This window comes from Phaeobacter sp. HF9A, from assembly GCF_011806385.1.
GTDB lineage: Bacteria > Pseudomonadota > Alphaproteobacteria > Rhodobacterales > Rhodobacteraceae > Epibacterium.
This window is the reverse complement of the sequence record NZ_JAATOX010000051.1, coordinates 1-26,588: the sequence shown is the minus strand read 5'-3', so window position 1 is coordinate 26,588 and position 26,588 is coordinate 1. Positions and strand designations below refer to the sequence as shown.

General features: G+C 61.4%; 26 protein-coding genes and 1 pseudogene. 12 read left to right on the top strand and 15 right to left on the bottom strand.

Annotated features, from left to right (window positions below):
- The 3 genes and pseudogenes from HCZ87_RS10975 to HCZ87_RS10965 form a co-directional block, all read left to right on the top strand.
- A pseudogene (locus tag HCZ87_RS10975) lies at positions 1-764 on the top strand (Hsp70 family protein); the annotation flags it as partial.
- A 145-nt stretch (positions 765-909) separates the two neighbouring features.
- Positions 910-1,662 carry a lytic transglycosylase domain-containing protein gene (locus tag HCZ87_RS10970; RefSeq protein ID WP_254868603.1) on the top strand — a complete coding sequence of 251 codons (753 nt, stop codon included), beginning with the start codon at positions 910-912 and terminating at the stop codon, positions 1,660-1,662.
- A 265-nt stretch (positions 1,663-1,927) separates the two neighbouring features.
- Positions 1,928-2,767 carry a hypothetical protein gene (locus HCZ87_RS10965; protein ID WP_167643800.1) on the top strand — a complete coding sequence of 280 codons (840 nt, stop codon included), beginning with the start codon at positions 1,928-1,930 and terminating at the stop codon, positions 2,765-2,767.
- Here the strand turns inward: HCZ87_RS10965 and HCZ87_RS10960 are convergent.
- Together HCZ87_RS10960 and HCZ87_RS10955 are read right to left on the bottom strand one after the other, a co-directional pair.
- Entirely contained in the window at positions 2,757-3,515 is a 759-nt protein-coding gene (locus HCZ87_RS10960) for a DUF3445 domain-containing protein (protein ID WP_167643799.1), read from the bottom strand. The genes HCZ87_RS10965 and HCZ87_RS10960 overlap by 11 nt on opposite strands.
- 87 nt (positions 3,516-3,602) lie before the next feature.
- Complete coding sequence (locus tag HCZ87_RS10955; protein ID WP_167643798.1) at positions 3,603-4,154, bottom strand: NUDIX hydrolase; 552 nt, start codon at positions 4,152-4,154, stop codon at positions 3,603-3,605.
- Between the two features lie 113 nt (positions 4,155-4,267).
- Between HCZ87_RS10955 and HCZ87_RS10950 the strand changes: the two genes are divergently transcribed.
- The 5 genes from HCZ87_RS10950 to HCZ87_RS10930 all read left to right on the top strand — a co-directional run bounded on the left by HCZ87_RS10950 (position 4,268) and on the right by HCZ87_RS10930 (position 9,983).
- The gene (locus tag HCZ87_RS10950; RefSeq protein ID WP_167643797.1) at positions 4,268-5,521 is read left to right on the top strand and encodes a bifunctional alpha/beta hydrolase/OsmC family protein; all 1,254 of its coding nucleotides are present in this window, start codon (positions 4,268-4,270) and stop codon (positions 5,519-5,521) included.
- An 88-nt stretch (positions 5,522-5,609) separates the two neighbouring features.
- Positions 5,610-6,914 carry an adenylosuccinate lyase gene (gene purB / locus HCZ87_RS10945; protein ID WP_167643796.1) on the top strand — a complete coding sequence of 435 codons (1,305 nt, stop codon included), beginning with the start codon at positions 5,610-5,612 and terminating at the stop codon, positions 6,912-6,914.
- Positions 6,915-7,165: 251 nt separating this feature from the next.
- On the top strand, positions 7,166-7,699 hold the full coding sequence (locus HCZ87_RS10940; RefSeq protein WP_167643795.1) for a tetratricopeptide repeat protein: 534 nt from the start codon (positions 7,166-7,168) through the stop codon (positions 7,697-7,699).
- Between the two features lie 78 nt (positions 7,700-7,777).
- Complete coding sequence (locus tag HCZ87_RS10935) at positions 7,778-8,884, top strand: flagellar motor switch protein FliG (RefSeq protein WP_167643794.1); 1,107 nt, start codon at positions 7,778-7,780, stop codon at positions 8,882-8,884.
- A gap of 181 nt (positions 8,885-9,065) precedes the next feature.
- A complete protein-coding gene (locus HCZ87_RS10930; RefSeq protein WP_167643793.1) occupies positions 9,066-9,983 on the top strand; it encodes a lysophospholipid acyltransferase family protein in 918 nt (305 codons plus the stop codon).
- Between the two features lie 7 nt (positions 9,984-9,990).
- On the opposite strand, the gene HCZ87_RS10925 is transcribed toward HCZ87_RS10930, so the two are convergent.
- Entirely contained in the window at positions 9,991-10,698 is a 708-nt protein-coding gene (locus HCZ87_RS10925; RefSeq protein ID WP_167643792.1) for a thioredoxin family protein, read from the bottom strand.
- Between the two features lie 220 nt (positions 10,699-10,918).
- Between HCZ87_RS10925 and acnA the strand changes: the two genes are divergently transcribed.
- Both acnA and HCZ87_RS10915 read left to right on the top strand, forming a co-directional pair.
- On the top strand, positions 10,919-13,606 hold the full coding sequence (gene acnA, locus HCZ87_RS10920; protein WP_167643791.1) for an aconitate hydratase AcnA: 2,688 nt from the start codon (positions 10,919-10,921) through the stop codon (positions 13,604-13,606).
- A 140-nt stretch (positions 13,607-13,746) separates the two neighbouring features.
- Positions 13,747-14,094: a hypothetical protein gene (locus tag HCZ87_RS10915; RefSeq protein ID WP_167643790.1), complete on the top strand. Its 348-nt coding sequence runs from the start codon at positions 13,747-13,749 to the stop codon at positions 14,092-14,094.
- Positions 14,095-14,130: 36 nt separating this feature from the next.
- Here the strand turns inward: HCZ87_RS10915 and HCZ87_RS10910 are convergent, their stop codons facing one another.
- The 9 genes from HCZ87_RS10910 to yajC all read right to left on the bottom strand — a co-directional run bounded on the left by HCZ87_RS10910 (position 14,131) and on the right by yajC (position 20,486).
- Positions 14,131-14,667, bottom strand: coding sequence for a DsbE family thiol:disulfide interchange protein (locus tag HCZ87_RS10910; protein ID WP_167643789.1), 537 nt, complete (start codon positions 14,665-14,667; stop codon positions 14,131-14,133).
- A complete protein-coding gene (gene ccmD / locus HCZ87_RS10905) occupies positions 14,660-14,815 on the bottom strand; it encodes a heme exporter protein CcmD (RefSeq protein WP_167643788.1) in 156 nt (51 codons plus the stop codon). Before ccmD ends, HCZ87_RS10910 begins: the two co-directional genes overlap by 8 nt.
- Complete coding sequence (locus HCZ87_RS10900) at positions 14,808-15,542, bottom strand: heme ABC transporter permease (protein ID WP_167643787.1); 735 nt, start codon at positions 15,540-15,542, stop codon at positions 14,808-14,810. The genes ccmD and HCZ87_RS10900 overlap by 8 nt, the downstream gene beginning before the upstream one ends.
- 44 nt (positions 15,543-15,586) lie before the next feature.
- Positions 15,587-16,243: a heme exporter protein CcmB gene (gene ccmB / locus HCZ87_RS10895; protein ID WP_167643786.1), complete on the bottom strand. Its 657-nt coding sequence runs from the start codon at positions 16,241-16,243 to the stop codon at positions 15,587-15,589.
- Complete coding sequence (gene ccmA, locus HCZ87_RS10890) at positions 16,240-16,851, bottom strand: heme ABC exporter ATP-binding protein CcmA (protein ID WP_167643785.1); 612 nt, start codon at positions 16,849-16,851, stop codon at positions 16,240-16,242. The genes ccmB and ccmA overlap by 4 nt, the downstream gene beginning before the upstream one ends.
- A gap of 87 nt (positions 16,852-16,938) precedes the next feature.
- The gene (locus tag HCZ87_RS10885; protein WP_167643784.1) at positions 16,939-17,292 is read right to left on the bottom strand and encodes an Mth938-like domain-containing protein; all 354 of its coding nucleotides are present in this window, start codon (positions 17,290-17,292) and stop codon (positions 16,939-16,941) included.
- 238 nt (positions 17,293-17,530) lie between these two features.
- On the bottom strand, positions 17,531-18,499 hold the full coding sequence (gene secF, locus HCZ87_RS10880; protein ID WP_167643783.1) for a protein translocase subunit SecF: 969 nt from the start codon (positions 18,497-18,499) through the stop codon (positions 17,531-17,533).
- A 3-nt stretch (positions 18,500-18,502) separates the two neighbouring features.
- Positions 18,503-20,167 (bottom strand): protein translocase subunit SecD, encoded by a 1,665-nt coding sequence (gene secD / locus HCZ87_RS10875; protein WP_167643782.1) that lies wholly within the window; start codon positions 20,165-20,167, stop codon positions 18,503-18,505.
- Positions 20,168-20,201: 34 nt separating this feature from the next.
- Complete coding sequence (gene yajC, locus HCZ87_RS10870; protein WP_167643781.1) at positions 20,202-20,486, bottom strand: preprotein translocase subunit YajC; 285 nt, start codon at positions 20,484-20,486, stop codon at positions 20,202-20,204.
- 304 nt (positions 20,487-20,790) lie between these two features.
- On the opposite strand from yajC, the gene HCZ87_RS10865 reads away from it, so the two are divergent.
- Both HCZ87_RS10865 and serS read left to right on the top strand, forming a co-directional pair.
- The gene (locus HCZ87_RS10865; RefSeq protein WP_167643780.1) at positions 20,791-21,522 is read left to right on the top strand and encodes an ABC transporter substrate-binding protein; all 732 of its coding nucleotides are present in this window, start codon (positions 20,791-20,793) and stop codon (positions 21,520-21,522) included.
- 172 nt (positions 21,523-21,694) lie between these two features.
- Positions 21,695-22,987, top strand: coding sequence for a serine--tRNA ligase (gene serS / locus HCZ87_RS10860; RefSeq protein WP_167643779.1), 1,293 nt, complete (start codon positions 21,695-21,697; stop codon positions 22,985-22,987).
- Positions 22,988-23,140: 153 nt separating this feature from the next.
- On the opposite strand, the gene HCZ87_RS10855 is transcribed toward serS, so the two are convergent.
- The 3 genes from HCZ87_RS10855 to der form a co-directional block, all read right to left on the bottom strand.
- The gene (locus HCZ87_RS10855; protein WP_167643778.1) at positions 23,141-23,758 is read right to left on the bottom strand and encodes a helix-hairpin-helix domain-containing protein; all 618 of its coding nucleotides are present in this window, start codon (positions 23,756-23,758) and stop codon (positions 23,141-23,143) included.
- A gap of 96 nt (positions 23,759-23,854) precedes the next feature.
- Complete coding sequence (locus HCZ87_RS10850; protein ID WP_167643777.1) at positions 23,855-24,808, bottom strand: fatty acid desaturase; 954 nt, start codon at positions 24,806-24,808, stop codon at positions 23,855-23,857.
- A 238-nt stretch (positions 24,809-25,046) separates the two neighbouring features.
- A complete protein-coding gene (der, locus tag HCZ87_RS10845) occupies positions 25,047-26,525 on the bottom strand; it encodes a ribosome biogenesis GTPase Der (protein ID WP_167643776.1) in 1,479 nt (492 codons plus the stop codon).
- Positions 26,526-26,588: the final 63 nt, after the last annotated feature.

Here is a 26,588-nt window from a genome sequence, read left to right as displayed (position 1 = left end):
AGGCCGCCCTGCGCGCCGCCCGACCGCGCCCCGGTTTTGGTCTGGTGGTGGATATCGGCGGCGGCACCTCTGACTTTACCTGTTTTGAACGGGGACAGGATGGCAGCGCACAGATTTTGGCCAGCCATGGTCTGCGCCTCGGCGGCACGGATTTTGACCGCCAGATCAGCATCGAGCATGTGATGCCGCATCTTGGGCGGGGGGCGCTCATTCGCAATACCTTTGGCGGCGGCAGCCTGCCCGCGCCGAACCGGCTGTTCAACGATCTGGCCACCTGGCAGATGATTCCCTTCCTCTACGGCGCCGAGAGCCGACGGGCGGCCCGGGATCTGGCGCAGAATGCCGAGGACCCCACCCGGCTCAATCGTCTGGTGCGGGTGCTGGAGGACGAGCTTAGCCATGACCTCGCCTTCGCCACCGAAGCAGGCAAGATCCGCGCCAATGGCGGCGCGGGCAGCGCCGCCCAGATCGACCTGCGCATGATCGAGCGCGGCCTCGCCGCTCCGCTCCCCGCGCAGGCCATGGAGGAGACGCTGGCCGATATGGTGCAGGAGATCCGCACGGAGGCCGAAGAGACCCTGAACCGTGCTGGCGTGACGCCCGATCAGGTGACAAGCTGCGTCATGGTGGGCGGCTCTGCGCTTCTGGGCTCGGTCGGGGCGGCGATCCGCAGCCTCTGCCCGAGGGCCGAGATCATAACCGAACGCGCCCTGACCGCCGTGGCCGATGGTTTGGCGCTTGCGGCCCAAGATGCCGTCTTCTGAGCGAATTTCCCCATATAAAACAGGTGAACATCTCGGCCCAAGCGCCTAAGCTCGGCTCAAACGATATGTTTGAGGGATTTTGATGCTGAGTTTGCGCTCCACTGTCGCCTGTCTTGCCACAACTGCCGTGCTTGCGCTGGCGCCGATGTCCGCCATGGCGGCGCCCTGCGGCAATACCGCCTCCGGTTTCAACGCCTGGAAAGCCGATTTTGCGCGCACCGCCAAACGTGCCGGCGTGGGGCAAGCCGGCCTCAACGCGCTGGCGCAGGCGCAATATGCCACCGGCACCATTGCGGCGGATCGCAATCAGAAAAGCTTCAAATACTCGCTTGAGAAATTCATGCAGGTACGGGGCGCGGCGACCATCGTCGCCCAGGGCCAAAAGCGCAAAGCCCGCAACGCCGAGTTCTTTGCCGCACTTGAGAAGAAATACGGCGTGCCCGCCGGGATCCTGCTGGCGATTCACGGCATGGAGACCGCTTTTGGCAGTTACATGGGCGACAGTCAGGTTGTCTCCTCGATCGTGACGCTGACCTATGATTGCCGCCGTTCCGCGTTTTTTGAACCGCATGCGATCGGCGCGCTGAAACTGGTGGATCAGGGCGCCATCACCCTCAGCACCCGTGGCGCCAAACATGGCGAGCTGGGACATACGCAGTTCCTGCCCGGCAATGCGCTGGAGTACGGTCAGGACTGGAACCGCGATGGGCGGGTGGATTTCTACGATATGGGCGACGCGCTGGCCTCGACCGCCTATTACCTGCGCCAGAAGGGCTGGCGGCCCGGGCGCGGCTATCAGCCGGGCGAGCGCAATTACAAGGTGCTGAAGGAATGGAACGCCGCCACCGTCTATCAGCAATCGCTTGCCATCATGGGGCGCCAGATCGACGGAAACTGAGTCTTTCGACGCGCTTAAGAACAATCAACCTTTCCGTAGCCAGATTGTAAAACCTTGGGCATCAATGTGGCTGCCCGGGGTCCAGCTTTGGCCGCAATTCAGCGGTGCGACCGGATGACTGGCGCGTATTGCGTTGATTTAAATTAATTTATCTAGAGACCACGGATCACAGCCCCGCCCTGCGACATTTTGCATGGCCTGCCAAACTTTCTACTCTTTCAAATTTTAGATTGGTGTCTGAACACAACCCAAGGAGGCTTTCACGGTGTTGGATCAGACTACACAGAATGTGTCGCCCGCTGCCTATCGCGGCAAGATTGGATTTGTGGAGCGCGACGAGCAGGCCCTTGCCAAGGCCACCGCGATCGTGGTGCGCGTGCTGGAAAACGCTGGCCATGAGGTGGACAGATGCCGCAACAGACCGGCGCATCGGCGCGTGTTGGACTGTGACACCTATCTGATTGACCTGCGGCACCGTCGCACGCCCGCCCCGATGCGACAGGCCGATGGTCTGGCCTGCAACAGCGCACTCTGTCTGACCCTGACACCGCGCTACCCGGATCACACCGACGAGGAACTCTCCGAACTGCTTCTGGCGCGGCTTTTGCAGGCGTTGCTGCTGGATCTCTCGGCGACCACGGTCGAATGGCGCGAGACCGGGCTGACGCTGGAGCGCGATGATTTCCTCTCGGCTTTTGTACCGGATGGGGCGCAGGTCAGCGACCAAGGCCCGCTTTGCGATATTCAGATCCCGGTGGAGATCGACGACGCCACACCCGTCGCCCGCAGCCCCGGCCCTCACAGCTTTGCGCCGGTGGAACAAACCGCAGAAACGCTCAGCCGGGAATGCGATCGTATGATCGACGATCGCGCCACCCCATTGCCCGCGATGGCCGCCACGGCTGGGCCGAGCTTGATCCGCAACGGGCTGGCCTGGGGGCTGACCGCTGTGCTTGCGGTGCTGGCCTTTCCCTTTGGGCTGGCGGCGGCAGTGGTCAACCTGGTGCGCGGCGGCGATATGCGCTTCAGCTTGCAGATGGCGGCGGTTCTGGCGCTGCTGATGGTGCTGCAATCCTCGGGTCTGGGCAACGCCGCTATTCAGTAGCTCCCCATTGCGCCAGCACATCTGCGCGGCGCAAGACGCGGGTGTGGATCGAAAACACCACGGCCCCGGTTTTTGGCAGGCGCGAGATCGTCTGCAATTCGCTGCGCAGGTAGGTCTGCGTCTGCGGCGTCGAGGTCGCGCGCGGATCGCTTTCAAGGCGCGGTTGATGCAGCGTCGGATCGGCATACCACAGGGCATTGAACCGCCAGAGCGGCCGCCCCAGCTGCACCCCGTCAAACAGCCGTTGCACCCGGCGCGCCAGCGTGGCGTCATAGCTTTCGACCGGGACATGGATCGCCAGCAGGGGTTTCATGAACTTCTCCGCCAGCGTCCAGCTGGCCGGGAAACACAGAACCGCCGCGCTCAGGATATGTTCTTCGGAGCCTTCGGGTTTTTGCAGGATACAGAAGTCCTGCTGCGCGATCCGGCCCAAGGTGTCGAGCGGCGCGCTGCGGTCAATGGTGACCTCCTGCCCGTCCAGACGCCGGACGCTGGATGGCTCGGCCCCGCCCCCGTAGCGCAGCGTCAGCACCGCATCCAACAGCTCCTGCGCCGCCGCCTTCGCGCCAGGATCCATGCGCAGCACATCATCGCGCCGCTCTGACAGCAGCCGCTCACGCTCGGCCATCTGGGCGGCAAAACTTTCGTCGAATTGCAGCCAATCCTCGGGCGGCAGAGGACGGATCCCCGGCAACGGCAGCGGCTTCAGCGGATCATAGGGTAGCGTGGTTTGTAGAATCTCGGTCATGGCCTTCTGTAGCAGCCACCAGGGAGAAAGACACTGCAATCCAGCCGCCACCGCCGGGCGACGCTGGGGAACGGGTTTCACCGTCCTTCACAGGCCAAGGCGCGCGCGCAGCATGGGCCATTTGCGCGCCAGCAACAGCACGCTCTCGGCCTGGGTCATCTCGGCGAGCTCATCCACTGGCACCCAGGCCAAGGCATGGGATTCGACGCTGGGCGTAATCTCGCCGGCCTCGGCCACAAAGAGATAGCGCACGTCATAATGCAGATGCGCCGGCTCTTTCGCCGAAGCAGGGATAAGGTGGATATCGACGTCGAACACATCCGGCGAGAGCAGACGCAACCGCGAGAGGCCGCTTTCCTCATAGGCTTCTTTCTGCGCCACAAATCGCGCGTCCGCGATGCCGTCGCAATGGCCGCCCAGTTGCAACCAGCGGGCAAGCCTGGCGTGATGGGTCAGAAGCACCGATTGCAGATCCGGCGAGAGCACAAAGGCCGATCCCGTCACATGTCCGATCTGCGGGTCGCGCTCAAAGGCGCGCGGCTCTTCGGCGCAAAACCTGCCAAGACGCTGCCACATCTCGTGATCGCGCGCATCTTCTGGCCGGTAGCCGCCAATACCCTTCAGCTCTGCTGTTGTCATGTGACGATCCTTCACCTTCCCGTGACGGTTGCACTGAAACCCTTGTCGTGCCCGTGATCCCTGCGCACCTTAGGGGCAGAGCGCCTCCCGCGCCAAGCCCTTGAAAGCCGCCCATGCCCACCGAACGCATCACATTTCCCGGTCACGCCGGGTTTGATCTTGCCGCCCGCCTTGACCTGCCGGAGGGGGCAACGCTTGCCACCGCGCTGTTTGCCCATTGTTTCACCTGTTCCAAGGACATCGCCGCCGCCCGCCGGATTGCCGCGCGGCTCGCCGCGATGGGCATTGCGGTGTTGCGGTTTGATTTCACCGGGCTGGGCCATTCCGATGGCGAATTCGCCAATACCGGCTTTTCCTCCAACGTCGAGGACCTGATCGCCGCCGCGCGCTACCTGGCCAGCCGCAATATGGCGCCGGATCTGCTGATCGGGCATTCCCTTGGCGGGGCCGCCGTCTTGCGCGCCCGCGCCGGGATCCCCTCTGCCCGCGCCGTGGTGACCCTGGGCGCGCCTTTTGATCCGGCCCATGTTGCCCATCATTTTGACCACGCGCTGGAAGAGATCGCCCAGAAGGGCGCCGCGGAGGTCTGCATTGGCGGTCGTCCCTTTGTCATCGGCCAGCAGTTTGTCGAGGATATCCGGGCAAGCGAACTAGGCACCGCCATTGCGGAGCTAAACGCCGCGCTTTTGGTGATGCATGCGCCGCGCGACGCCACCGTGAGCATCGACAATGCCGCAAAGATCTTTCAGGCCGCCCGCCACCCCAAGAGCTTTGTCACGCTGGACGAGGCCGACCATCTGATCAGCCGCGCCGACGACGCGGAATATGCGGCGCAGATGATCGCCACCTGGGTCAGCCGCTACGTGGAGATGAAGCCCCCCGCCCCGCCGCCCGGCGCGCCCGAAGGGGTGATCCGCGTCACCGAAGCGGATTCGGGCACATTCTTGCAGGATGTGCAAAGCGGGCCCTATCTGCATCTGCGCGCCGACGAGCCCGAAGCCTATGGCGGCAGCAACAAGGGGCTGTCGCCCTATGGGTTCGTCGCCGCCGGGCTTGGCGCCTGCACCTCGATGACCTTGCGGATGTATGCGCGGCGCAAGAACTGGCCGCTTGCACGGATCAGCGTCGAGGTCAGCCACGACAAGGTCCACGCCCAGGACGCCCAGCCCACCGGCCCGGCCAAGATCGACCGCTTTACCCGCGTCATTCACCTCTGCGGCGATCTGGACCAGGCGCAGCGCGAAAAGCTGCTGGAGATTGCCGACAAATGCCCGGTGCATCGCACCCTGGAGCATAGCTCGACGGTCGAGACCCGGCTGGAACTCACCTCAGGCGACGAGCGCACAGAGGCCGAGACCGACAGCTAGGCCCCGCGCCCCGCCCTTGCCGTTTGCCGTAACGTCGCTTATGACCGCGCACATCTGCCGCGCAAATCTGACAGAGGTGCATTCGCCTATGATCCCCCGCTATTCCCGCCCCGATATGGTTGCCATCTGGTCGCCCGAGACGAAATTCCGCATCTGGTATGAAATCGAGGCGCACGCCTGCGACGCCATGGCGAACCTCGGCGTGATCCCACGCGAAAATGCCGATGCGGTCTGGAAAGCCAAGGACGTGGAATTCGACGTCGCCCGCATCGACGAGATCGAAGCCGTCACCAAACATGACGTCATCGCCTTTCTCACCCATCTGGCCGAACATGTCGGCTCGGAAGAGGCGCGTTTTGTGCATCAGGGCATGACCTCTTCGGACGTGCTGGACACCTGTTTCAACGTACAGCTGACCCGCGCCGCGGATCTGCTCATGGTCGGCGTGGACGCGCTGCTGGCGGCGCTGAAGAAACGCGCGCTGGAGCATAAAGACACCGTGCGTGTCGGCCGCAGCCACGGCATTCATGCCGAGCCCACCACCATGGGGCTGACGTTCGCGCGCTTCTATGCGGAAATGGACCGCAACAAGAAACGCCTGATCGCCGCGCGCGAGGAAATCGCCACCGGCGCGATCTCTGGCGCGGTGGGCACCTTCGCCAATATCGACCCCGCCGTCGAAGAACACGTCTGCGCAAAGCTGGGCCTGAACCCGGAGCCGATCTCCACCCAGGTGATCCCGCGCGACCGCCATGCGATGTTCTTTGCCACCCTCGGCGTGATCGCCTCCTCGATCGAGAATATCGCCATCGAGATCCGCCACATGCAGCGCACCGAGGTGCTGGAAGGCGCGGAATTCTTCTCCATGGGGCAAAAGGGCTCCTCGGCGATGCCGCATAAGAAAAACCCGGTGCTGACCGAAAACCTCACCGGTCTGGCGCGTCTGGTGCGCATGTCGGTGATCCCGGCGATGGAGAATGTGGCGCTTTGGCACGAGCGCGATATCTCGCACTCCTCCGTCGAGCGCGGCATTGGCCCGGATGCGACCATCACCCTTGATTTCGCCCTGCACCGCCTGGCGGGCGTCATCGACAAGATGCTGGTCTTCCCGGAGAACATGCTGGACAACATGAATAAATTCCCGGGTCTGGTGATGTCGCAGCGGGTTCTCCTGGCGCTGACCCAGGCCGGTGTCAGCCGCGAGGATGCCTATTCCATGGTCCAGCGCAATGCGCTCAAGGTCTGGGAAGAGCGGCTCGATTTCCGCGAGCTGCTGTTGGCCGATGCCGATGTGGTCGCCGCGCTGGGCAAAGACGGGATCAACGAGAAATTCGACATGGGCTATCACACCAAACATGTCGATACGATCTTCAAGCGGGTGTTCGGCGCCTGACGCGCCCCCGCCGTTGACGCCCCAAAGCAAAGCCCCGCCAACACTGGCGGGGCTTTCTTTTTGCCTCGGTGAAAGCCTGAATCGTGATCAGGCGCGGCCGCCTCAGCCCCATGGCACAAATAGCATCCGAGCCTAGGAGCACGGTCCGGATGTCGCGGCAGCATTGGTGATCACGCGTTCGTGAACGAATATGTTCATCGCTGGGCGTGTTTTCATCGTAGTCACAGATGACAAACGCCCAGGAGGTTATCATGCGTTTCACAACTCTCGCCCTCGCGCTCGCCCTGCCCATGTCCGCATTTGCAGCGGGCGGCGATTCGACAACGCCGCCGACTCCGTCGGAAACAACCAAGAAATGTTGGGGAAAGCGCGTTTGGGATGCCGAGGCCCAGAAATGCGTAAAACCGCAAGAATCATCCATGAACGGCGACCAACTGCTGGAGACCGCACGCGAGCTCGCCTACCTCGAACGCTTTGAGGACGCCCAGGCGGTTCTGGCCGCCCACCCGGATCAGACGAATAGCCGTGTCCTGACCTATTGGGGGTTCACCAATCGCAAAATGGGTCACACCGATCTTGCGAATGAATACTACGAGCAGGCCATTGCGCTGGACCCCGACAATATCCTGGCGCGCAGCTATATGGCACAAGGCTTTGTCAGCAATGGAAAATATGCCCAAGCCCTGGCCCAGTGGAAAGAAATCAAGGCACGTGGCGGAGCTGGAACCTGGGCCGAAGCCTCCTTGCGCCAGGCAATTGAAACAGGTGTGACGGTTAACTACTAACCTTCAGGCTTTCTTTACTGCTGACAGCATATCTTGTTCCCTGACAGAAAGAGAAGCTTTTCGGGTCAAGGTTCAAGAATGGAACAATCATCAGCCTTAGCGCTACCAATGGCGCCAATGGGCGGCGGACTTGGCGATTTTTCGTCCCCGGCGCCCGCACCTGCCCTGTCAGGTGGCGTTTCCCACTTAAGTGGGAAAGCAAAAGCGGCAATCGTCGTGCGTCTACTTTTGAACGAGGGCGCGGATGTGCCTTTGGAAGAACTGCCGGACGAGCTGCAACTGGAGCTCACCCAGCAGATGGGGAAAATGCGTCTGGTGGATCGCCAGACCCTGCATGCGGTCGTCGCCGAATTCGCAGAACAGCTTGAAAACATTGGGCTCTCCTTCCCCAATGGTCTCGCCGGAGCGCTGACCGCCATGGAAGGCAAGATCAGCCGCCACACCCACAGCCGCCTGCGCAAGGAAGCGGGCGTGCGCCAGTTTGGCGATCCCTGGGAACGGCTGCGCAAGCTGCCGCCCGAGGAGCTGGCCGAACTGGCCAAGGCCGAAAGCACCGAAGTCGCCGCGGTGCTGCTCTCGAAGATCGACACCAACAAGGCCGCAGAAATGCTCCAGCATCTGCCCGGCCCCCTCGCGCGGCGCATCACCTATGCGGTCAGCCAGACCAGCAATGTGACGCCGGAAACGGTGGATCGGATCGGCCTGTCGCTGGCCTCGCAGATCGAGGCACGCCCGCAGGTCGCCTTTGAACAGACGCCGGGCCAACGGGTTGGCGCGATCCTGACGCAATCACAGGCCGCCAAACGCGAAGAGGTCCTTACTGCTCTGGATGAGGAGGATCAGGAATTCGCGACCGATGTGCGCAAGTCGATCTTTACCTTCGCGCTGATCGCGCAAAAGGTCGAACCGGTCGATGTGCCGAAACTGGTCCGCGCACTGGGTCCGCAGGAAATCACCACGGCGATCGCCTTTGCCACCGAAGAAGACGACGTGGCCTCGGTGACCTTCCTGCTGGAAAACATGTCCACCCGTATGGCCAACAACCTGCGCGAAGAGGCAAACCAGCTGGGCCGTGTCAAACGCGCCGATGGCGAGGCCGCCTTTGGCCTGATCGTCAACATGCTGCGCGAAATGGTCGTGAACGGCGATATCGAGCTGAAATCCGATGAGGGAGAGGAGGAATAATCCTGCCTCTCCCCGCGCACCACAGACCTTCGCGGCGCCGATATACCTGACAGAACACCCCCGCGCCTTGACCGACGCGGGGGTGAAGGTCTGTTTTATCCGCCTCGCTTTCTTGTACAGCGCGGCGCAGGGGCCTATGGTCTGGCGTTGCGACACCGCTATCAAGAACAGGCCAAGCTTCATGCCCGTAGCCCCCTCGGAGCTGACATTTTCCCAGCGTCTGAAATATTTTACCGTCAATATCGCCCTGCGTGGGCTGATTGGCGGGCTGAAGCTGATCCCCTACCGGTCGCGTGTCCCGGCGATGGGTTGGGTCATGCGCAAGGTCGCGCCACTGGCGGGGTTTCACAAACGGGTACGTCGCAACCTGCACTACACGCGGCCGGATCTGACCGCAGCCCAAGTTGACAGCCTCTGCCACCAGGTCGCCGACAATGTGGGGCGCACCCTGGCGGAGCTCTACGCCGGCGCCCCCTTCTGGGCCCGCGCCAAGGCCGCCGGGATCAGCGGTCCCGGGCTTGCGGTGCTGGAACAAGCGCGCGCGGAGGGGCGGCCCGTGGTTCTGGTCACCGGGCATTTTGGCAACTACGACGCGGCCCGCTCCAAACTGGTGCAGATGGGGTTCAACATGGGCTCGCTCTATCGCCGCATGGCGAACCCCTATTTCAACGAACACTACGTGAAGGCGATCTCAGCCACCGGCAAGCCGATGTTCGAACAGGGCAAACGCGGCATGGTCGAGATGGTCAGACATCTGAAATCCGGTGGAAATATCGCAATTGTCGCGGACATGCACGCGCAAGGGGGCGAGTATCTGCCCTTCTTCGGGCGCCCTGCCCTGACCTCGACCGTGCCGGCGGAGCTGGCGTTGAAATACAAGGCCGCCTTTATCCCGGTGTACGGGGTGCGCCGCGACAACGGGCTGGATTTCGACGTGGTGCTCTCTGATGAAATCCCGCACTCCGATCCTGTCACCATGACGCAAGCGGTCTGTGACGATCTGGAGCGGATGGTGCGCGGCCACATGGGGCAATGGTTCTGGGTGCATCGCCGCTGGAAGCCGATCCACGACACGCCGCACCCGGATTATGCAGACTAGCTATGCGCTATTCGACCCGTTCGGCGGCGAGAATCTGGCCGTAGGGCCATTCCTGCACCAGCACCGCAGCCGGTAAGTTACCGGGCAGAGACACCGTCAAATTCAGCGGCGTCATGCCGTCCCACTCTGCGATCTCCTCGTGGCTTTGCACCACATTGGCGTAATCCTGCGTATGACCGGCAAGCTCCCCGCGCTTGATCGCCACCCGCTGCATCGGCGTATACCGCACCAATTGCACCCTGAGCGCGCTGCCCTCCGGGTCCGGCGTTGCCGGCAAGGACACCGTAAGCGTGTCGCCCTGACGCGACAGGGACAGCTTCATCCGGGGCTTGTGGCCAATATAGTCCGACATCGCCTCCGAGAGCTTCATGGTGTCGGCGCCCACGACGTCCTCGCGCCCCATCACGATCATCTGCGGCGTGTAGATCATATTGCGCCCGGCCACATGGGCATAACCGCGCTGACGGTTGGTATAGGCCGGATCGGCAAAGTCATCTTTCCAGCCGATATAATCCCAGTAATCAACATGGTAGGCCAGCGGCAACACATCTTCACGCTCTGCCAGCTGGGCCAGAACGTCATCCGCCGGCGGGCAGGACGAACAGCCCTGCGACGTGTATAGCTCCACCACCACCGGCGAGGGATCCGCCAGCGCCGGATGAAAAGATACGCACAGAGCCGTAAAAAACAGCGCAGGAAGCGAGAAAACACGCATGAGTCGACCGTCACCTTGTTAGGCTTTCGGGTGTAGCGACCCCATGGCGGAATGACCAATCAATCATTCTTGAGAGCTCTGTTAGCAAAAAGCGCAAAAAACTGTGTACTATTGCATACAAAATCACGCCGCGTGGCGTTTCTTCTATTGAATGAAGCCCCTGCATCAGGCAGATAAGCCCCAGCGAAGTCCCTATTTGTCATTTATGAGGGAGGCCAACATGCCTATCACCGTCGGACAGGACTCTGCCAAGACACGCAAAACGATCAGCGTGAACGGCAAGTCGATTTCCTATTACTCGATCCCAGCAGCCACAGAAGCGGGGCTTGGTGATTTCTCCAAACTTCCCGCCGCCCTGAAGGTGGTGCTGGAAAACATGCTGCGGTTTGAGGATGGCGGCTTCTCCGTCTCCACCGACGACATCAAGGCATTCGGCGAATGGGCGAAGAACGGCGGCAAGAACCCGCGCGAGATCGCCTATCGTCCGGCCCGCGTGCTGATGCAGGATTTCACCGGCGTTCCCGCCGTTGTGGACCTGGCCGCAATGCGCGACGGCATCAAGAACCTTGGTGGCGACGCCAACAAGATCAACCCGCTGGTGCCGGTTGATCTGGTCATCGACCACTCGGTGATGATTGACGAATTCGGCAACCCGCGCGCGTTCCAGATGAACGTTGACCGCGAATACGAGCGCAACATGGAGCGCTATACCTTCCTGAAATGGGGTCAGACCGCGTTTGACAACTTCCGCGTTGTGCCCCCCGGCACTGGCATCTGCCACCAGGTGAACCTGGAATATCTGGCGCAGACCGTCTGGTCTGACACCGACCAGAACGGCGAGGAAGTCGCATATCCCGACACGCTGGTCGGCACCGACAGCCATACCACCATGGTCAACGGCGCGGCCGTTCTGGGCTGGGGTGTTGGCGGCATCGAGGCCGAAGCCGCGATGCTGGGTCAGCCGATCTCCATGCTGATCCCCGAAGTTGTCGGCTTTGAGCTGACCGGCGAGATGATGGAAGGCACCACCGGCACCGACCTGGTGCTGAAGGTTGTGGAAATGCTGCGCGAACTCGGCGTGGTTGGCAAATTCGTGGAATTCTACGGTGCTGGCCTCGACAAGCTGCCGCTGGCTGACCGCGCCACCATCGCCAACATGGCGCCGGAATATGGCGCGACCTGTGGCTTCTTCCCGATCGACGCGGAAACCATCCGCTATCTGAAGAACACCGGCCGTGACGAGGACCGCATCGCGCTGGTCGAAGCCTACGCCAAGGAAAACGGCTTCTGGCGCGATGAGACCTACGCGCCGATCTACACCACCACCCTGTCTCTCGACATGGGGACCATCGTTCCGGCCATCTCCGGTCCGAAACGTCCGCAGGACTATGTTGCCCTCACCGGCGCCAAGGATGCCTTCCGTAAGGAAATGGAGAACACCTTCAAGCGTCCGATGGACAAGGAAGTGGCCGTCCAAGGTGAAGACTACACCATGGCGTCGGGCAAGGTCGTGATCGCCTCGATCACCTCCTGCACCAACACCTCCAACCCCTATGTGATGATCGGCGCGGGCCTTGTGGCACGCAAGGCGGCGGCTCTTGGCCTGAACCGCAAGCCCTGGGTCAAGACCTCTCTCGCACCGGGCTCGCAGGTTGTATCCGCCTATCTCGAGGCCGCTGGCCTGCAAGAGGATCTGGACAAGGTTGGCTTCAACCTCGTTGGCTACGGCTGCACCACCTGTATCGGCAACTCCGGTCCGATCCAGAAAGAGATCTCCGACGCGATTTCCGAAGGCGACCTGGTGGCGACGGCGGTGCTCTCCGGTAACCGCAACTTCGAAGGCCGGATCTCCCCCGACGTGCGCGCCAACTACCTGGCGTCGCCGCCGCTGGTTGTGGCCTATGCGCTGGCTGGCACCATGGATATCAACCTGGCAACCGATCCGCTCGGTCAGGACAAGGACGGCAATGACGTCTACCTGAAAGATATCTGGCCCACGACGCAAGAAGTGGCCGATACCGTCGAAGCGACCGTGACCCGCGAGGCGTTCCTGTCCAAATATGCCGACGTCTTCAAAGGCGACGAAAAATGGCAGGGCGTGGATGTTCCCGATCAGGAAACCTACGACTGGCCGGCGACCTCGACCTACATCCAGAACCCGCCCTACTTCCAGGGCATGGGCGCGGAGCCGGGCACCATCAAGGACGTCGTTGGCGCCAAGCCGCTGCTGATCCTCGGCGATATGGTCACCACCGACCACATCTCTCCGGCGGGTTCTTTCGCGACCACCACCCCGGCGGGCAAATATCTGCTCGACCGTCAGGTGCAACCGCGCGAGTTCAACTCTTATGGCTCTCGCCGTGGCAACCACGAGATCATGATGCGCGGCACCTTTGCCAACATCCGTATCAAGAACGAGATTCTGGATGGGGTTGAAGGCGGCTATACCAAAGGCCCCGACGGCGCGCAGACTTCGGTCTATGAGGCCTCCATGGCCTATCAGGAAGCTGGCACGCCGCTGGTCATCTTCGGTGGCGAGCAATACGGTGCCGGGTCTTCCCGCGACTGGGCGGCCAAGGGCACGGCGCTCCTGGGTGTCAAGGCCGTGATCGCCGAGAGCTTTGAGCGTATTCACCGCTCCAACCTGGTTGGCATGGGCGTGATCCCGTTTGAGTTCACAAACGGCGACACCCGTAAATCGCTCGGTCTGACCGGTGATGAAACCGTGGATATCAAAGGCTTGGAAAGCGTTCAGCCGCTGCAAGAGATTGACTGCGACATCACCTATGGCGATGGCTCCACCAAGACCATCACCCTGAAATGCCGCATCGATACCGCGCCGGAAATCGAGTACATCGAGAACGGTGGCGTGCTGCATTACGTGCTGCGCAAGCTCGCCAAGAGCTGATCCGCACCCCATAAATTCCATGAAGAAGGGCGACCATCGGTCGCCCTTTTTGCGTCAGCGTTAAGTTCGCAATATTAATTACCGTAATATTGTCATAAACTATCCAAGGAGTGTTTGGGATGCAGCCATGAGGCATCAAAATGATTGCAGTGATTACAAGGTATTACCCTCTACGCGAGATGTATGACGAGGTTCTGGAGCGAACCGAAAACTTCGCGAGAGATGACAATAAAGAGCGCGTCGGCTGCTATGAGACGCGGCTATTTGCCTCTCGCACCACAGGAGAGATCATTTCCGTCAGCCTCTGGCAGAGCAAAGATGTCTTTGACACCTATATCGACGGGCTGATTCAGGGCGACAATCTGCTGCAATTCCAGGAGACATTCATGCGCCGTGAAATCGACACCCAGATCTATGACGCCGTGGATACCGGTGTCGCCGGGCACCTGCCCGAAAACACCGCACACGCCCGCGCCGCCTCCGAGTGATCCAGGCCGCGCCGGCCCGGTCTCTCGGAGAAGGAGCTATTCGGCGGCCTTCTTGAGCGCCGGCAGAATGGTTTCCTTCATCACCCGCTGGGTGATCGGACCAGGAAAGCGCAGGATCACCGTGCCATCGCCATCAATGACATAGGTTTCCGGCACGCCGTAAAGCCCCCAGTTCAACGCCATACGGCCGCTCTCATCCCGGCCAAGCGCGGTATAGGGATCACCAAGCTCGGACAAGAACGCCTCGGCATTACCGAGCTGATCCTTGTAGTTCACCCCGTAGATCGTGATGCCGCCCTTGGACATTTGCTCCAGGTTGGGATGCTCCGCACGGCACGGCCCGCACCAGCTCGCCCAGTAGTTCACCAGCTTGACCTGACCATCCCGCAGGGTGGCATCGTCAAATCCGGCCTTGCCCGGGAATTCGGTCACCGTCACCGGCGGCGCGGCTTTGCCTGCCAGTGCAGATGGCAGATTGTCGGGATCCTCGCGCCCCATGCCCACCAGGGCCAGGCCGACAAACCCAAAGAACACGACAACCGGCACCGCCATCATCGGAGAGATTTTAGCCATTCGACTTGACCCTTTGTTCAACTGCGGCGAGCTCCGCACGCACTTTGGCGCCGCGCCGCAACGTCATGACCAGGAGGCCAAGCAGAAGCAAGGCAGACAGCCCATAGGCCGAGAGCACCGTATCGGCGTATTTCCCCAGATCAGGCATCCGACATCCTTTCGCGCGCCAACAGCGCCTTCATCCGGCGCAGGCGAATTTCAGTGCCGGTGCGATAGAGCACAAGCACCAGAAAAAACAGAATAAACCCGGCCATGCAGGCATAGAGCGGATAGGCAAAGACATCCGCGACGTTCTCCTGCTTGTCCAGCGACAGCGAAGCGCCCTGATGCAGGCCCTGATTCCAGAAGTTCACCGCATAGCGCGAGAGCACCGCAAAAACAGACCCCACCAGACAGAGGATCGAGGTCAGATCGGCAGCGGTGTCCGGGTTATCAATGGCTTCCCAGAGCGCGATATAGCCCAGATAGAACAGAAACAGCACCAGAAACGAGGTCAGCCGCGGATCCCAGGCCCACCAGGTCCCCCACATCGGCTGGCCCCAGATCGCACCGGTGATCAGCGCGATCAGCGTCATCACCACGCCCACCGGCGCGGCGGCCTTGGCGGCCAGGGCACTGACATGGTGGCGCCGGATCACCCAGATCAGCGAGGCCACCAGCATCATGAACCAGGCATTGATCGCCATCAGCGCGGCGGGCACATGCAGGTAGATGATTTTTACGGTGGAGCCTTGCCGGTAATCATCCGGCGTAAAGAAAAAGCCCCAGATCAACCCACCAAGGATCAAGACGCCCGACACCAGCCAAAGCGGCGGCAGGATGCGTTCCGTGGTGCGCAGGAACTTCTTTGGATTGGCATATTCCCAGATCGACATGGTGGCTATCTAGCTCTTGTTTCCGGTCTTCACAATCTCTGTGCCTAGCGCAAATTGACGCGCAGCACCGCGGCGGAGGCAAAGGGCAGCAGCGCGATACTGCCAAGGGTGATCCCGCCGAGCATCAAAAGCGGTGTTTCCACCGCCATGCCCTGCGCGCCGCGCCGCGCAACCTCGGCACCAAAGATAAGCGTCGGCACATAAAGCGGCATCACCAACAGCGACATCAACAGCCCGCCCCGCTTGAGCCCCACGGTCAGCGCCGCGCCAAAACAGCCAATCACCGAAAGCGCCGGCGTGCCGATCAGCAAGGAGAGCGTGATCCAGAGATATCCGCCCGCAGGCAGGTTCAGCAGCACGCCCAGCACCGGCGCCGCCAGCACCAGCGGCAACCCGGTGGTCAACCAATGCGCCAGCGCCTTGATGGACAATACCCCCTCCAACGGCAGCGGCGCAGTCGCCAGCAGATCGAGCGAGCCATCCTCCCAGTCCAGCGCCAGGAGCCGGTCCAGCGACAACAGGCAGGCCAGAAGTGCGCCCAGCCACAGAACCCCCGGCGCGATGGTCGCCAGCGTCGCCGAATTCGGCCCCACCGAGAAGGGCACCATCACCGTGACGATCAAGAAGAACGCCAGCCCCAGCCCAAATCCGCCCCCGGCGCGAAACGCCAGCCGCAGATCCCGCATCAACAGCGCCCTCACAGAAAGCCTCCGTCGTCGAAATCCAGCGCGGGCAGCCTGGCCTTGAAAGGCGCAAGATCGAGCAGGCGACCATCAATCCCAAGGTCGATATGGGTGGCCATGATCGCCGCGCCACCTGCGCTCAGATGCGCCACGACCGCGGATGCAAACAACTGCACCGAAGCAGTGTCGAGACTCACCGTCGGCTCATCCAGGATCCAGATCCGGCGCCCGGTCACCATCAGCCGTGCCAGCGACAGCCGACGTTTCTGCCCGGCCGAGAGGCTCCCCGCAGGCCGCGTCCGCAACCCAACAAGGTTGAAGGCCGAAAGCACCGGCGCGATATCCTCACTGCCAAAGACGCGGGCCCAGAACCACAGGTTTTCTTCCACGCTCAGCGTCAGCTTCAGCCCGTCCGCATGGGCGGCATAGGCGATCTGCTCCCTGTCTCCGATGATTTCGCCCCGCAGCGGCGGCTGTAACCCGGCCAGCGTCCGCAACAAGGTGGTCTTGCCAATGCCATTGGGCCCGCGCAGCACGAGGGCTTCGCCGGCGGCAAGGCAAAACCCCACGGCTTCAAGCACCGGCACAGCGCCACGGCTCACCCCCAGATCCCTGACCTCGATCATCCTGCTCCCGACGATTTTATGGCGCGGCCTATCGCGCGAATTCGACGCATGGAAATCCGATTTCTACGCCGGACGCCTTGCGCCAGATCAAACCGGCAGCGCCGCAAGCGCAATACGCCGCCCCTCGGAGAGCAGCACGTTATAGGTGCGGCAGGCGGCAGGCGAGTTCATCACCTCAACACCGATTCCGGCCCCTTCCAGCGCAGCCCGCAGATCCGCCGGGATATGCGCAATCTCGGCCCCCGTGCCGACAAACAGCACATCAACCTGCCCCACCAGAGCCAGCAATGCTTCGCGATCCTCATAGCCCCCCCAACGGGAGGTTCCGCCCGCCCCGGTCAAGATCGCGCCTTGCGTGACCTCACCACCAACCCGGAAAAACCCAGCGCCATAGCCGTCGATCGGCACCGCATCGGAATAGACCACTTCATTGAGGCGCATGGGACTCTCCTGTTGAATTTCTTGGGGTCGTCATTACCACGCCCGGATCCTCGCGAAAACCGGCAAGTCGCCAGATGCGAGGCGCTGCCTCGCGCTCCGGGATATTTGAAAAAAGATGAAAGACAGGCTTCTTCTAACCTGAAATATCCCGGGGGTTTGGGGGCAGAGCCCCCATATATGAAACAGCCGCAGCCTCGCGGCTGCGGCTGTTGGTGTCAGCATCTTTGACTGAATTGCCTTAGGCGTCGATATTGGCGAATTGATTGCCCGTGGTGTTGTCCGGTTTGGACCAGTCGCGCTTCACGCCCAGCCACAACAGGATGGTCGAGGCCACGAAGATCGACGAATAGGTCCCGACCACAACGCCCCAGATCATTGCAAAGACAAAGCCCCGGATCACGTCACCGCCCAGCACATAGAGCGAAATCAGCGCCAGCAATGTGGTCAGCGAGGTCATCACCGTGCGGCTCAGGGTCTCGTTGATCGACATGTTCAGCACTTCGGCCAGCGGCTTTTGTTTGTAGCGGCGCAGGTTTTCACGCACCCGGTCAAACACCACCACGGTATCGTTCAGCGAATAGCCGACGATGGTCAGAAGCGCGGCAATGATCGCCAGGTCGAACTTGATCTGCACCTCGGAAAACACGCCGATGGTCAGGATCACGTCGTGCACCAGCGCGATCACGGCGCCAAGGGCGAACTGCCATTCAAACCGCAGCCAGATATAGACCAGCACCGCCCCGATCGCGAGCACCACCGCCAGCACCGCCGTCTGCACCAGCTCTCCCGAAACCTTGGGCCCGACGCTTTCAACCGAAATGAATTTGATCCCCGGCGCCACCGCATCAAGCGCGGCTTGCACCTGTGCGATCACCTCGCTGGAGAGCGCCTCGCCATCGGCCTGGGCCTCGATGCGGATCATCGCCACATGTTGATCCTCGGCAAAACCGGGATCGAAGACTTCGGTGATGGTGATATCCCCAAGCCCCAAGGGCGCGATGGCATCGCGGTAAACCCCGATATCGAGATTCTGTGTCGCCTCGGTGCGGATGGTGGTCCCACCCCGGAAATCAATACCAAAGTTCAACCCACGCAGGCCAAAGGAGGTCAAGGCGAGCAGGATCATGAACCCGGACAGGCCGAGCCAGAGCTTCCATTTCTTGAAGAAATCAAACGAGGTTTCTTCGGGAACAAGTTTCAACCGCATCGGTTACACCTCGATTGTTTTGGGTCGGCGACGTTCGAACCACATCACGATGATCAGTCGGGTGACATAAATCGCGGTGAAGACCGAGGTCAGAATGCCGAGGCCAAGGGTGATGGCAAAACCACGCACCGGGCCAGAGCCCATGGCAAAGAGAATCACGGCGGTGATAAAGGTGGGGATATTGCCGCCCCCAATCGCCGAAAGCGCCTTGGCGTAGCCCTCGTCAATCGCCTTCGCCGGTCCCCGACCTGCTTTCAGCTCCTCGCGGATCCGCTCAAAGATCAGCACATTGGCGTCCACCGCCATACCAACCGTCAGAACGATCCCTGCGATCCCTGGCAGCGTCAGCGTCCCCCCGATCAGGCTCAGCGCGCCAAAGATCATCGCGATGTTCAGCACCAAAGCGATATTGGCAAAGAAACCAAACATGCCGTAGCTCAACACCATAAAGATCAACACACCCGCAAAGGCGACAACGGTTGCGACTTTGCCCGCATCAATGCTGTCCTGCCCCAATTCGGGGCCGATGGTGCGTTCTTCGAGAAACTCCAGCTTTGCAGGCAGGGCCCCGGCGCGCAGCAGCACAGCGAGATTTGTGCTTTCCTCAACGTCGAAATTGCCGGTGATGATGCCAGAGCCGCCCGGGATATGAGAGCGGATCACCGGAGCGGAGATCACCTCGTCATCGAGCACGATGGCGAAAGGCGCGCCGATATTCTGCGCGGTATAATCGCCGAACTTGCGCGCCCCGGAGGTATTGAAACGGAAGCTCACCGCCGGTTGGCCGTTCTGGTCAAAGCTCGGTTGCGCGTCCACCAGCTCCTCGCCGGTGACAACGGGGGCCGATTCTACCGTGTAGTAGGTGCCAGGCTCATCGAGCGACGGGATGACCTTGTTGCCGACGCCAGGATTGGCATCCGGGTCGGTGCCACGGCCGACAACCGGGTTGAAGGTCAGCTGCGCCGTGGTGCCGATGATGCTTTTCAGCTCTGCTGCGGAGCCAACGCCCGGAACCTGGATCAGGATCCGGTCACTGCCCTGGCGTTGAATGGTGGGTTCGCGGGTGCCGACCTCGTCGATACGGCGGCGAATGATCTCAAGCGACTGGCGCAAGGGGCGAGCATCGGAGGCGAGCTTTTCCTGGTTCGAGAGCGCAATGGTGATCACATCCCCCTGGCCGCTGACATTGATGTCAGTGGCGCCCGCGCCGGTCAGCGAGGTCACCGGAGTGGCCAGCCCGCGGATCAGCTCCATCGCGCGGGCCATGCCCTCGGGCTTGGACAGACGCAACCGAATCTGGTCGGCAGGCGCATCTGGGATGCGGCGGAAGGTGCCAACGGTGGCGCGCTCGTCGCGCAGCGCGTTGCGCACTTCCGGCCAGAGCCCATCCATACGCGCGGCATAGACGTCCTCGACCTGAACCTCGGCGAGCAGATGCGCCCCACCACGCAGGTCAAGACCGAGATTGACCAGAGACGACGGCATCCAGCTTGGCCATTTTTCGGCCTGGGCCAGCAGTTCGGGCGTTTCGCCCTGCGCTTCGATCGCGGCATAGGCGTCGTTTGACTGTTCTACGCGGCTGTAGAACGCATTGGGCAGAGCGAGCAAAAGGCCGGCCACACAGACCAGCCAAATCAGCGCCCTCTTCCAGGTATCAATATGCAGCATTACCCTGCCTTTTCAAAGGATTGAGAGGCGAGGCTCAGGATGCGGGTTCGGTCTTGTTCAGCACCTGGGCGATGGTGGTCTGCACAACGCGCACCTTGACGCCCTCGGCAACTTCGACTTCGATCTCGCCGTCATCCTTGACCTTGGAGACTTTGCCGATGATGCCGCCCTGGGTGACGACCTGGTCACCCCGACGCAGGGCCTTCACCATATTCTGATGTTCTTTCATCTTTTTCTGCTGCGGACGGATGAGCAGAAAATACATGATCGCGAAGATCAGGATCAGCGGGATGAACTGGGCAATAGCGCCACCTTGCATGGGGTATTCCTTCTGTCTTTGAGGGGCTCTGTGTCAATGCCCGATTTTGCCGGGAACCTATGCGGTGGAACGGGGCTTTGCAAGACAGGCTGCCGCGACGAGCGGAAATCTTGCGTCACGCTCTCTTGATCCGCGGCGACGCGCGGCGCGCGACGCGGGCATTTTGGTCCGGTGGGCTCTCCTTTTGGACGTGGCGACTGCGCTTCTGCGCCGCCCGTTATCGAAAGGGAACGTTAAGTTGCGCCGGATAATGTCGGGTCCCCGTAGCCTGGCAAACTCATAATAGCCACTTTCAGGAGCCAATATGTTCTCACGCCGCACCCTCTTTCCCGCTAGCGTCTTTCTCTCCCTTGCGCTGGCCGTGACCTGCGTCAACGCGGAGCCAATCAAAGCCTATACCGCCCATCTGCCGCCCTATAGCATCGCCCCCGATCTGGAGCATCCCGGCATCGCGCATGAGATCGCCGCCGAAATGGCGCAGCGCGCCGGCGTGGAGCTGGAGGTCGAGTATCTGCCCTGGAGCCGCGCGCTGAACATGGTGGAAAAGCAGCCTGGCGTTGCCCTCTTCCCGGCCGCCCGCACGGCCACGCGCGAGGACACATTGGGTTGGGTCGGGCATCTTATCTCGGCCAATCAGGTGTTCGTCTCCAAAGGCGCACCGGTGAATTCGATGGAAGACGCGAAAAAGCTGAGCAAAATCGCGGTCCTGAACAGCACCGTCATGGACAAGATCCTGACCGGCAAGGGATTTGAGAACCTCAGCCGGGTGAATTCCTCGGTGCAGGCGGTGAAACTGGTGCAATCCGGGCGGGTCGATGCCTGGTTCGCCATCGAACAGGAAACCGTTGCGCTCTTCAAGGCGGACGGGATCGACCCTTCGGTCTTTACCTTTGGGGAGACAATCCAGGAGGTGCCGCTGTGGCTGGCCACCAATCACAGCTTTGATGCCGAAACCGCAGCCGCCCTGGCCGCCGCGCTCGACAGTATGAAGGCCGATGGCAGCTATGACGCCATCGTGGCACATTACCTCGACTAGGCCTGCGCGCTCCCTCGCCGCCGGTCCGGTCCCGGGGTGAGGGAGCCACCTCCCTATGCACTGCGCCGCTGCAACATCACCGCGCGCAGCCTGCTCTGCCCCCTTCCCCTTGCCCCCCTGCTGGGGCATAGCTGTGAACATTGATTCACAACTGCATGACAGGAGCAGACCCATGCATGACATCCGTGCAATCCGCGAAAACCCGGCCGCTTTGGACGCCGCCCTGGCGCGGCGTGGGGAGTCTGCCCTGTCCTCCGAGATTCTCGCCCTGGACGAGGCCCGCCGCGCCAAGATCCTCGCCGCCGAGACCGCACAGGCCGATCAGAACAAGGCCGCCAAAGCCATCGGCGCCGCCAAGGCCAAGGGCGACGACGCCGAATTCGAACGCCTGCGCGCGGAAGTCGCCGACAAGAAGGCCGAAGTCGCCACCATGCAGGCCGAAGCCAAGGAGCTGGACGCCAAGCTCACCGATATGCTGGCGCGCATCCCCAACAGCCCCGCCACCGACGTTCCCGAGGGCGCCGACGAGGCCGACAACGTCGAGGTCAAGCGCTGGGGCAATATTCGCGAGTTCGACTTCACCCCCAAGGAGCATTTCGAAATCACCGGCGTGGCGCAGGCGATGGACTTTGAAACCGCCGCCAAGATCTCCGGTTCCCGCTTTGTGGTGCTGAAGGGCGCTGTTGCGCGCATCCACCGCGCGCTGGCGCAATTCATGGTCGACACCCATGTGGATGAAAACGGCCTGACCGAGGTCAACTCGCCCGTGCTGGTACGTGACGAAGCGATGTATGGCACTGATAAGCTTCCGAAATTCGGCGAGGAAAGCTATCAGACCACCAACGGCTGGTGGCTGGTGCCGACCTCCGAAGTGCCGCTGACCTATTCGGTTGCCGGCGATGTCGTCGAGGAAAGCGTGCTGCCGATCCGCATGACCGCCCATACGCTCTGCTTCCGCTCCGAGGCTGGCTCGGCGGGCAAGGACACCTCCGGCATGCTGCGCCAGCACCAGTTTGAAAAGGTCGAGATGGTCTCCATCGTGCATCCCGACAATTCCGACGAGGAGCAAAAGCGCATGCTCTCCTGCGCCGAGGGTATTCTGGAAAAGCTGGGCATCCCCTATCGCACCGTTGTGCTCTGCACCGGCGACATGGGATTTGGCGCCCGCCGCACCTTTGATATCGAAGCCTGGGTTCCCGGCCAGAACACCTATCGCGAGATTTCGTCGGTCTCCACCACCGGCGATTTCCAGGCGCGCCGCATGAATGCCCGGTTCAAACCTGCCGATGGCGGCAAGCCGGAATTCCTGCATACACTCAATGGCTCCGGTCTTGCGGTTGGGCGCTGCCTCATTGCGGTGCTGGAAAACGGCCAACAAGAAGACGGCTCCGTGACCCTGCCGGAGGCGCTCGCGCCCTATCTCGGCGGTAAGCGCACCCTCACCGCTGATGGGCAGCTCGCCTAAGCTTGGGGTTTTGTTGCGCCGCCTCAAACATCTTGAGGCGCGCGCGGAGCCTTGGCAGCCAGCTAGGCCCAGATCAAAAAAACCGGCGCTGCCCCGCGCCGGTTTTTCTTTTGCTTATGTGCTCCGCCCGCGTTCAGCGACAGGCGTGATCAGCTATTTTCCGGCTTTCTTCTTGTTCTTCTTTTTCTTCTGACCATCTGATTTTGCAGATAGAATTTTCAACGCCTTGGCTTTTTCCTTGGCGATATCCTTCTTGGCCTTGCCCTTTTCCTTCTTGGCCTTGGACTTGGCCTTGACCTTCGCCTCGGCGAATTCCGCCATCAGGGCCTTGGCTTTTTTTGCAGCCTTTGCGGCCTTGGCTTCCGCCTTTGCGGCTTTCTCTTCCGCTGCCAGGCGCGCCGCCTCCGCCGCTGCGACACGGCCCTCCGCGTCGGAGAGATCCGTTGCCGGGGCAGGAGCAGGCTCGGCTTGCGCAGCCTCCGTCTGCGGCGCCTCTGTCACCGGGCGCGCGGCGCGCTGAGTCGGGGCTTTGCGAACGGATGATCGAGCGGCCGGAGATTTCCGGGCAGGCGGTTGCGACGCTGACGCGCCGGACAGCAGCGCAGTTGCGGCAGCCTTCAAGCTGGCAATGCGATTTGCCCCAAGACCCGGCACGCTCAGCAGGTCATCGGTAGACCCGGCGACGAGATCCTCGGCGGAATGGATGCCATGATCCTTCAGCGCCTTCGCCAGTGCCAGCCCTACACCGGGGAGCTTCAAAATCGGGGTCATACAATGCGTCCTATGTCTGGATTGGTTCCTTGTTCAGACATGAGCTTAACATCGAGATCTTTATTTTGTCCAACCTTTCATGACCTTAGGCCGCAATCATGATGGAAATGGCACCAATCGTTGCTGTTCTTCATCCCAAAGTTTCAAACCCAACGCCCGGAGCGCTTCGCCAAACTTGATCCGGCGCGGCGCGAATTCCTCCGGCAGGTTGTAGTGACACTGCCGCAGACGATAGCTGGGAATGCGAGCGTTGAAATGATGGATGTCATGCAGGGTGATATTGGCGACGGCAAAGTCAAAGAACCAGCCGAAATCCAGGCAAGAAGACCCCGCCAGCGCCGCCACTTGTGGATTGAGATCCGGGCGACGGTCCCAGTAGGTGTCCTCGAAATTGTGCTGAAGATAGACCAGAAACACCCCCATCATCCCACCGAGGAAGGAAAACCCGAGCCAGATCAGCAGCGCGGTGCCACCGCCCAAAAGATAGAGAGCGTAGAGCCAGGCGATAATCGAAAGATTGTGCAGGACAACCGGCATAATACCGAACCGCAGCGTATTGCGGGGCCAGCGATAGCGGATGAAATAGGTGAAGGCCGCGCCAACCGGCACCAGGATCAGAGGATTGCGATAAAGGCGATATTGCAGCCTTTGCCAAACCCCGGCCTTTTCCCATTCCGCCAGGGTCATTGTGTAGATCTCGCCAGTTTCGCGGTGATCCAGGTTACCGACATTGGCGTGGTGCAGATTGTGGTTCTGCTTCATCACCTCAAAGGGCGCAAAGGTGAACGGCGACAACCCGTGCCCGGCCCATTCGTTCTGACGCCGCGTTTCAAACAGCGAGGCATGGCCGGTGTCATGCTGCAACACATAGAGCCGCACCGCGCTGACCGCAAAAACAACCCCGGCGGGCCAAAGCACATACCAGAGATGTGAATAAGCGACCGCCAGATAAAGCGCCGTGAAATAGACGGCAAAGGTTCCAAAATAGCTCAACGCGGCAAGCCGGTTGTCTTTTTCTGTATATTGACGTGTGTAGGCTCTCAGATCCATGTCTGACCCCATAGAAAGGCTTCATGTCACCCATATGACGACCAAACCTGGCGCCGGGGCGGTTCAAATGCACTCTGCAAAATTAATATGCGGAGCCTCTGAGACAAGAGGCAAGGTCTAAGGAAAATTCAGGACGCGCAGGCATTTGGCCGCCGATCTCTCAGCGACCGCATGTCATACGCGCTGCACCTCTGGGGCAAAAGAGCCAAGCGTCAGGATCTAGACGCCGCAGAGCAAATCAGCCCCGGCGGCCCTCGATGTGTTTGCGCAGGCGCGAGGGGGTGGATTTTTTCTTGCCCTTATAGGGGTTCTTGTCCCCCTGCCCGCGCAGCGTCAGCCGGATCGGGGTGCCGGGCATGTTGAAATCATCGCGCAACCCGTTGATCAGATAGCGGTTGTAGCTCTCGGGCATTTTATCGGGGTGCGAACACATCACCACAAAGCCCGGCGGACGGGTCTTGGCCTGGGTCATGTAACGCAACTTGATCCGCTTGCCCTGCGGCGCTGGCGGCGGGTGCTGCTCCAGCATGCCCGCAAGCCAGCGGTTCAGGGCGGCCGTCGGAATACGCCGGTTCCAGACATCATGCGCGCGCAGAATCGCGTCATGCAGCCGCTCCAGCCCGCGCCCGGTCTTGGCCGAAACGGTGATCAACGGCGCACCGCGCAGCTGCGGCAGCAAACGCTCAAAGGCTTCCTTGAGCGCCTTCAGCTTTTCTTGTTTTTCGTCCTCGATGTCCCATTTGTTCACCGCGACGACCACCGCCCGCCCTTCGCGCGCGGCGAGGTCGGCAATGCGCAGGTCCTGCTGTTCAAAGGGGATCGCCGCATCCAGCAGGATCACCACCACCTCGGCAAATTTGACCGCCCGAAGCCCATCGGAGACCGAGAGCTTTTCCAGCTTTTCCTGCACCTTGGCTTTCTTGCGCATCCCGGCGGTGTCAAAGATCCGCATCGGGGTGCCGGACCAGTCGATTTTCAGGCTGATCGCGTCGCGGGTGATGCCCGCTTCGGGCCCGGTCAGCAGCCGATCCTCGCCGAGGATCTTGTTGATCAGGGTGGATTTCCCCGCATTCGGGCGGCCGACAACCGCAACCTGAAGCGGTTTTTCCATTGTGGGAACGGGAGTTGCGGCGATTTCCTCACCTGCGTTGAACTCCTCGTCGGCCTCTTCGTCGAATTCCACATCCGTCAGCGGCGCGGTCTCCGCCGCGAGTTTTTCGAATTTTTCCGAAACCGGCAGCAGCTCGGAATAGAGATCGTTCATCCCCTCGCCGTGCTCGCCGGACATGCGGATCGGCTCGCCAAGACCCAGGCCATAGGCTTCCAGCACGCCGGCGTCGGCGGCAGAGCCTTCGGATTTATTGGCCGCAAGGATCACATGGGCGGATTTCTTGCGCAGAATCTCGGCAAAGACCTCATCGGTCGGGGTCACCCCGGTGCGGGCGTCGATCATGAAGAGGCACACATCGGCCATCTCCACGGCGCGTTCCGTCAGGCGACGCATGCGCCCCTCAAGGCTGTTGTCGGTGGCGTCCTCCAGCCCGGCGCTGTCGATCACCGTAAAACGCAGATCACCCAGCCGCGCTTCGCCCTCCCGCAGGTCGCGCGTCACACCGGGCTGGTCATCGACCAGCGCCAGCTTCTTGCCGACAAGACGGTTGAACAATGTGGATTTGCCCACATTCGGGCGCCCCACGATGGCGAGGGTAAAGGACATGGGTCGGAACTTTCCGTAACTGTGAAACGCGCGCATAGCCTATCTCAGGCCACCACGCCAGTA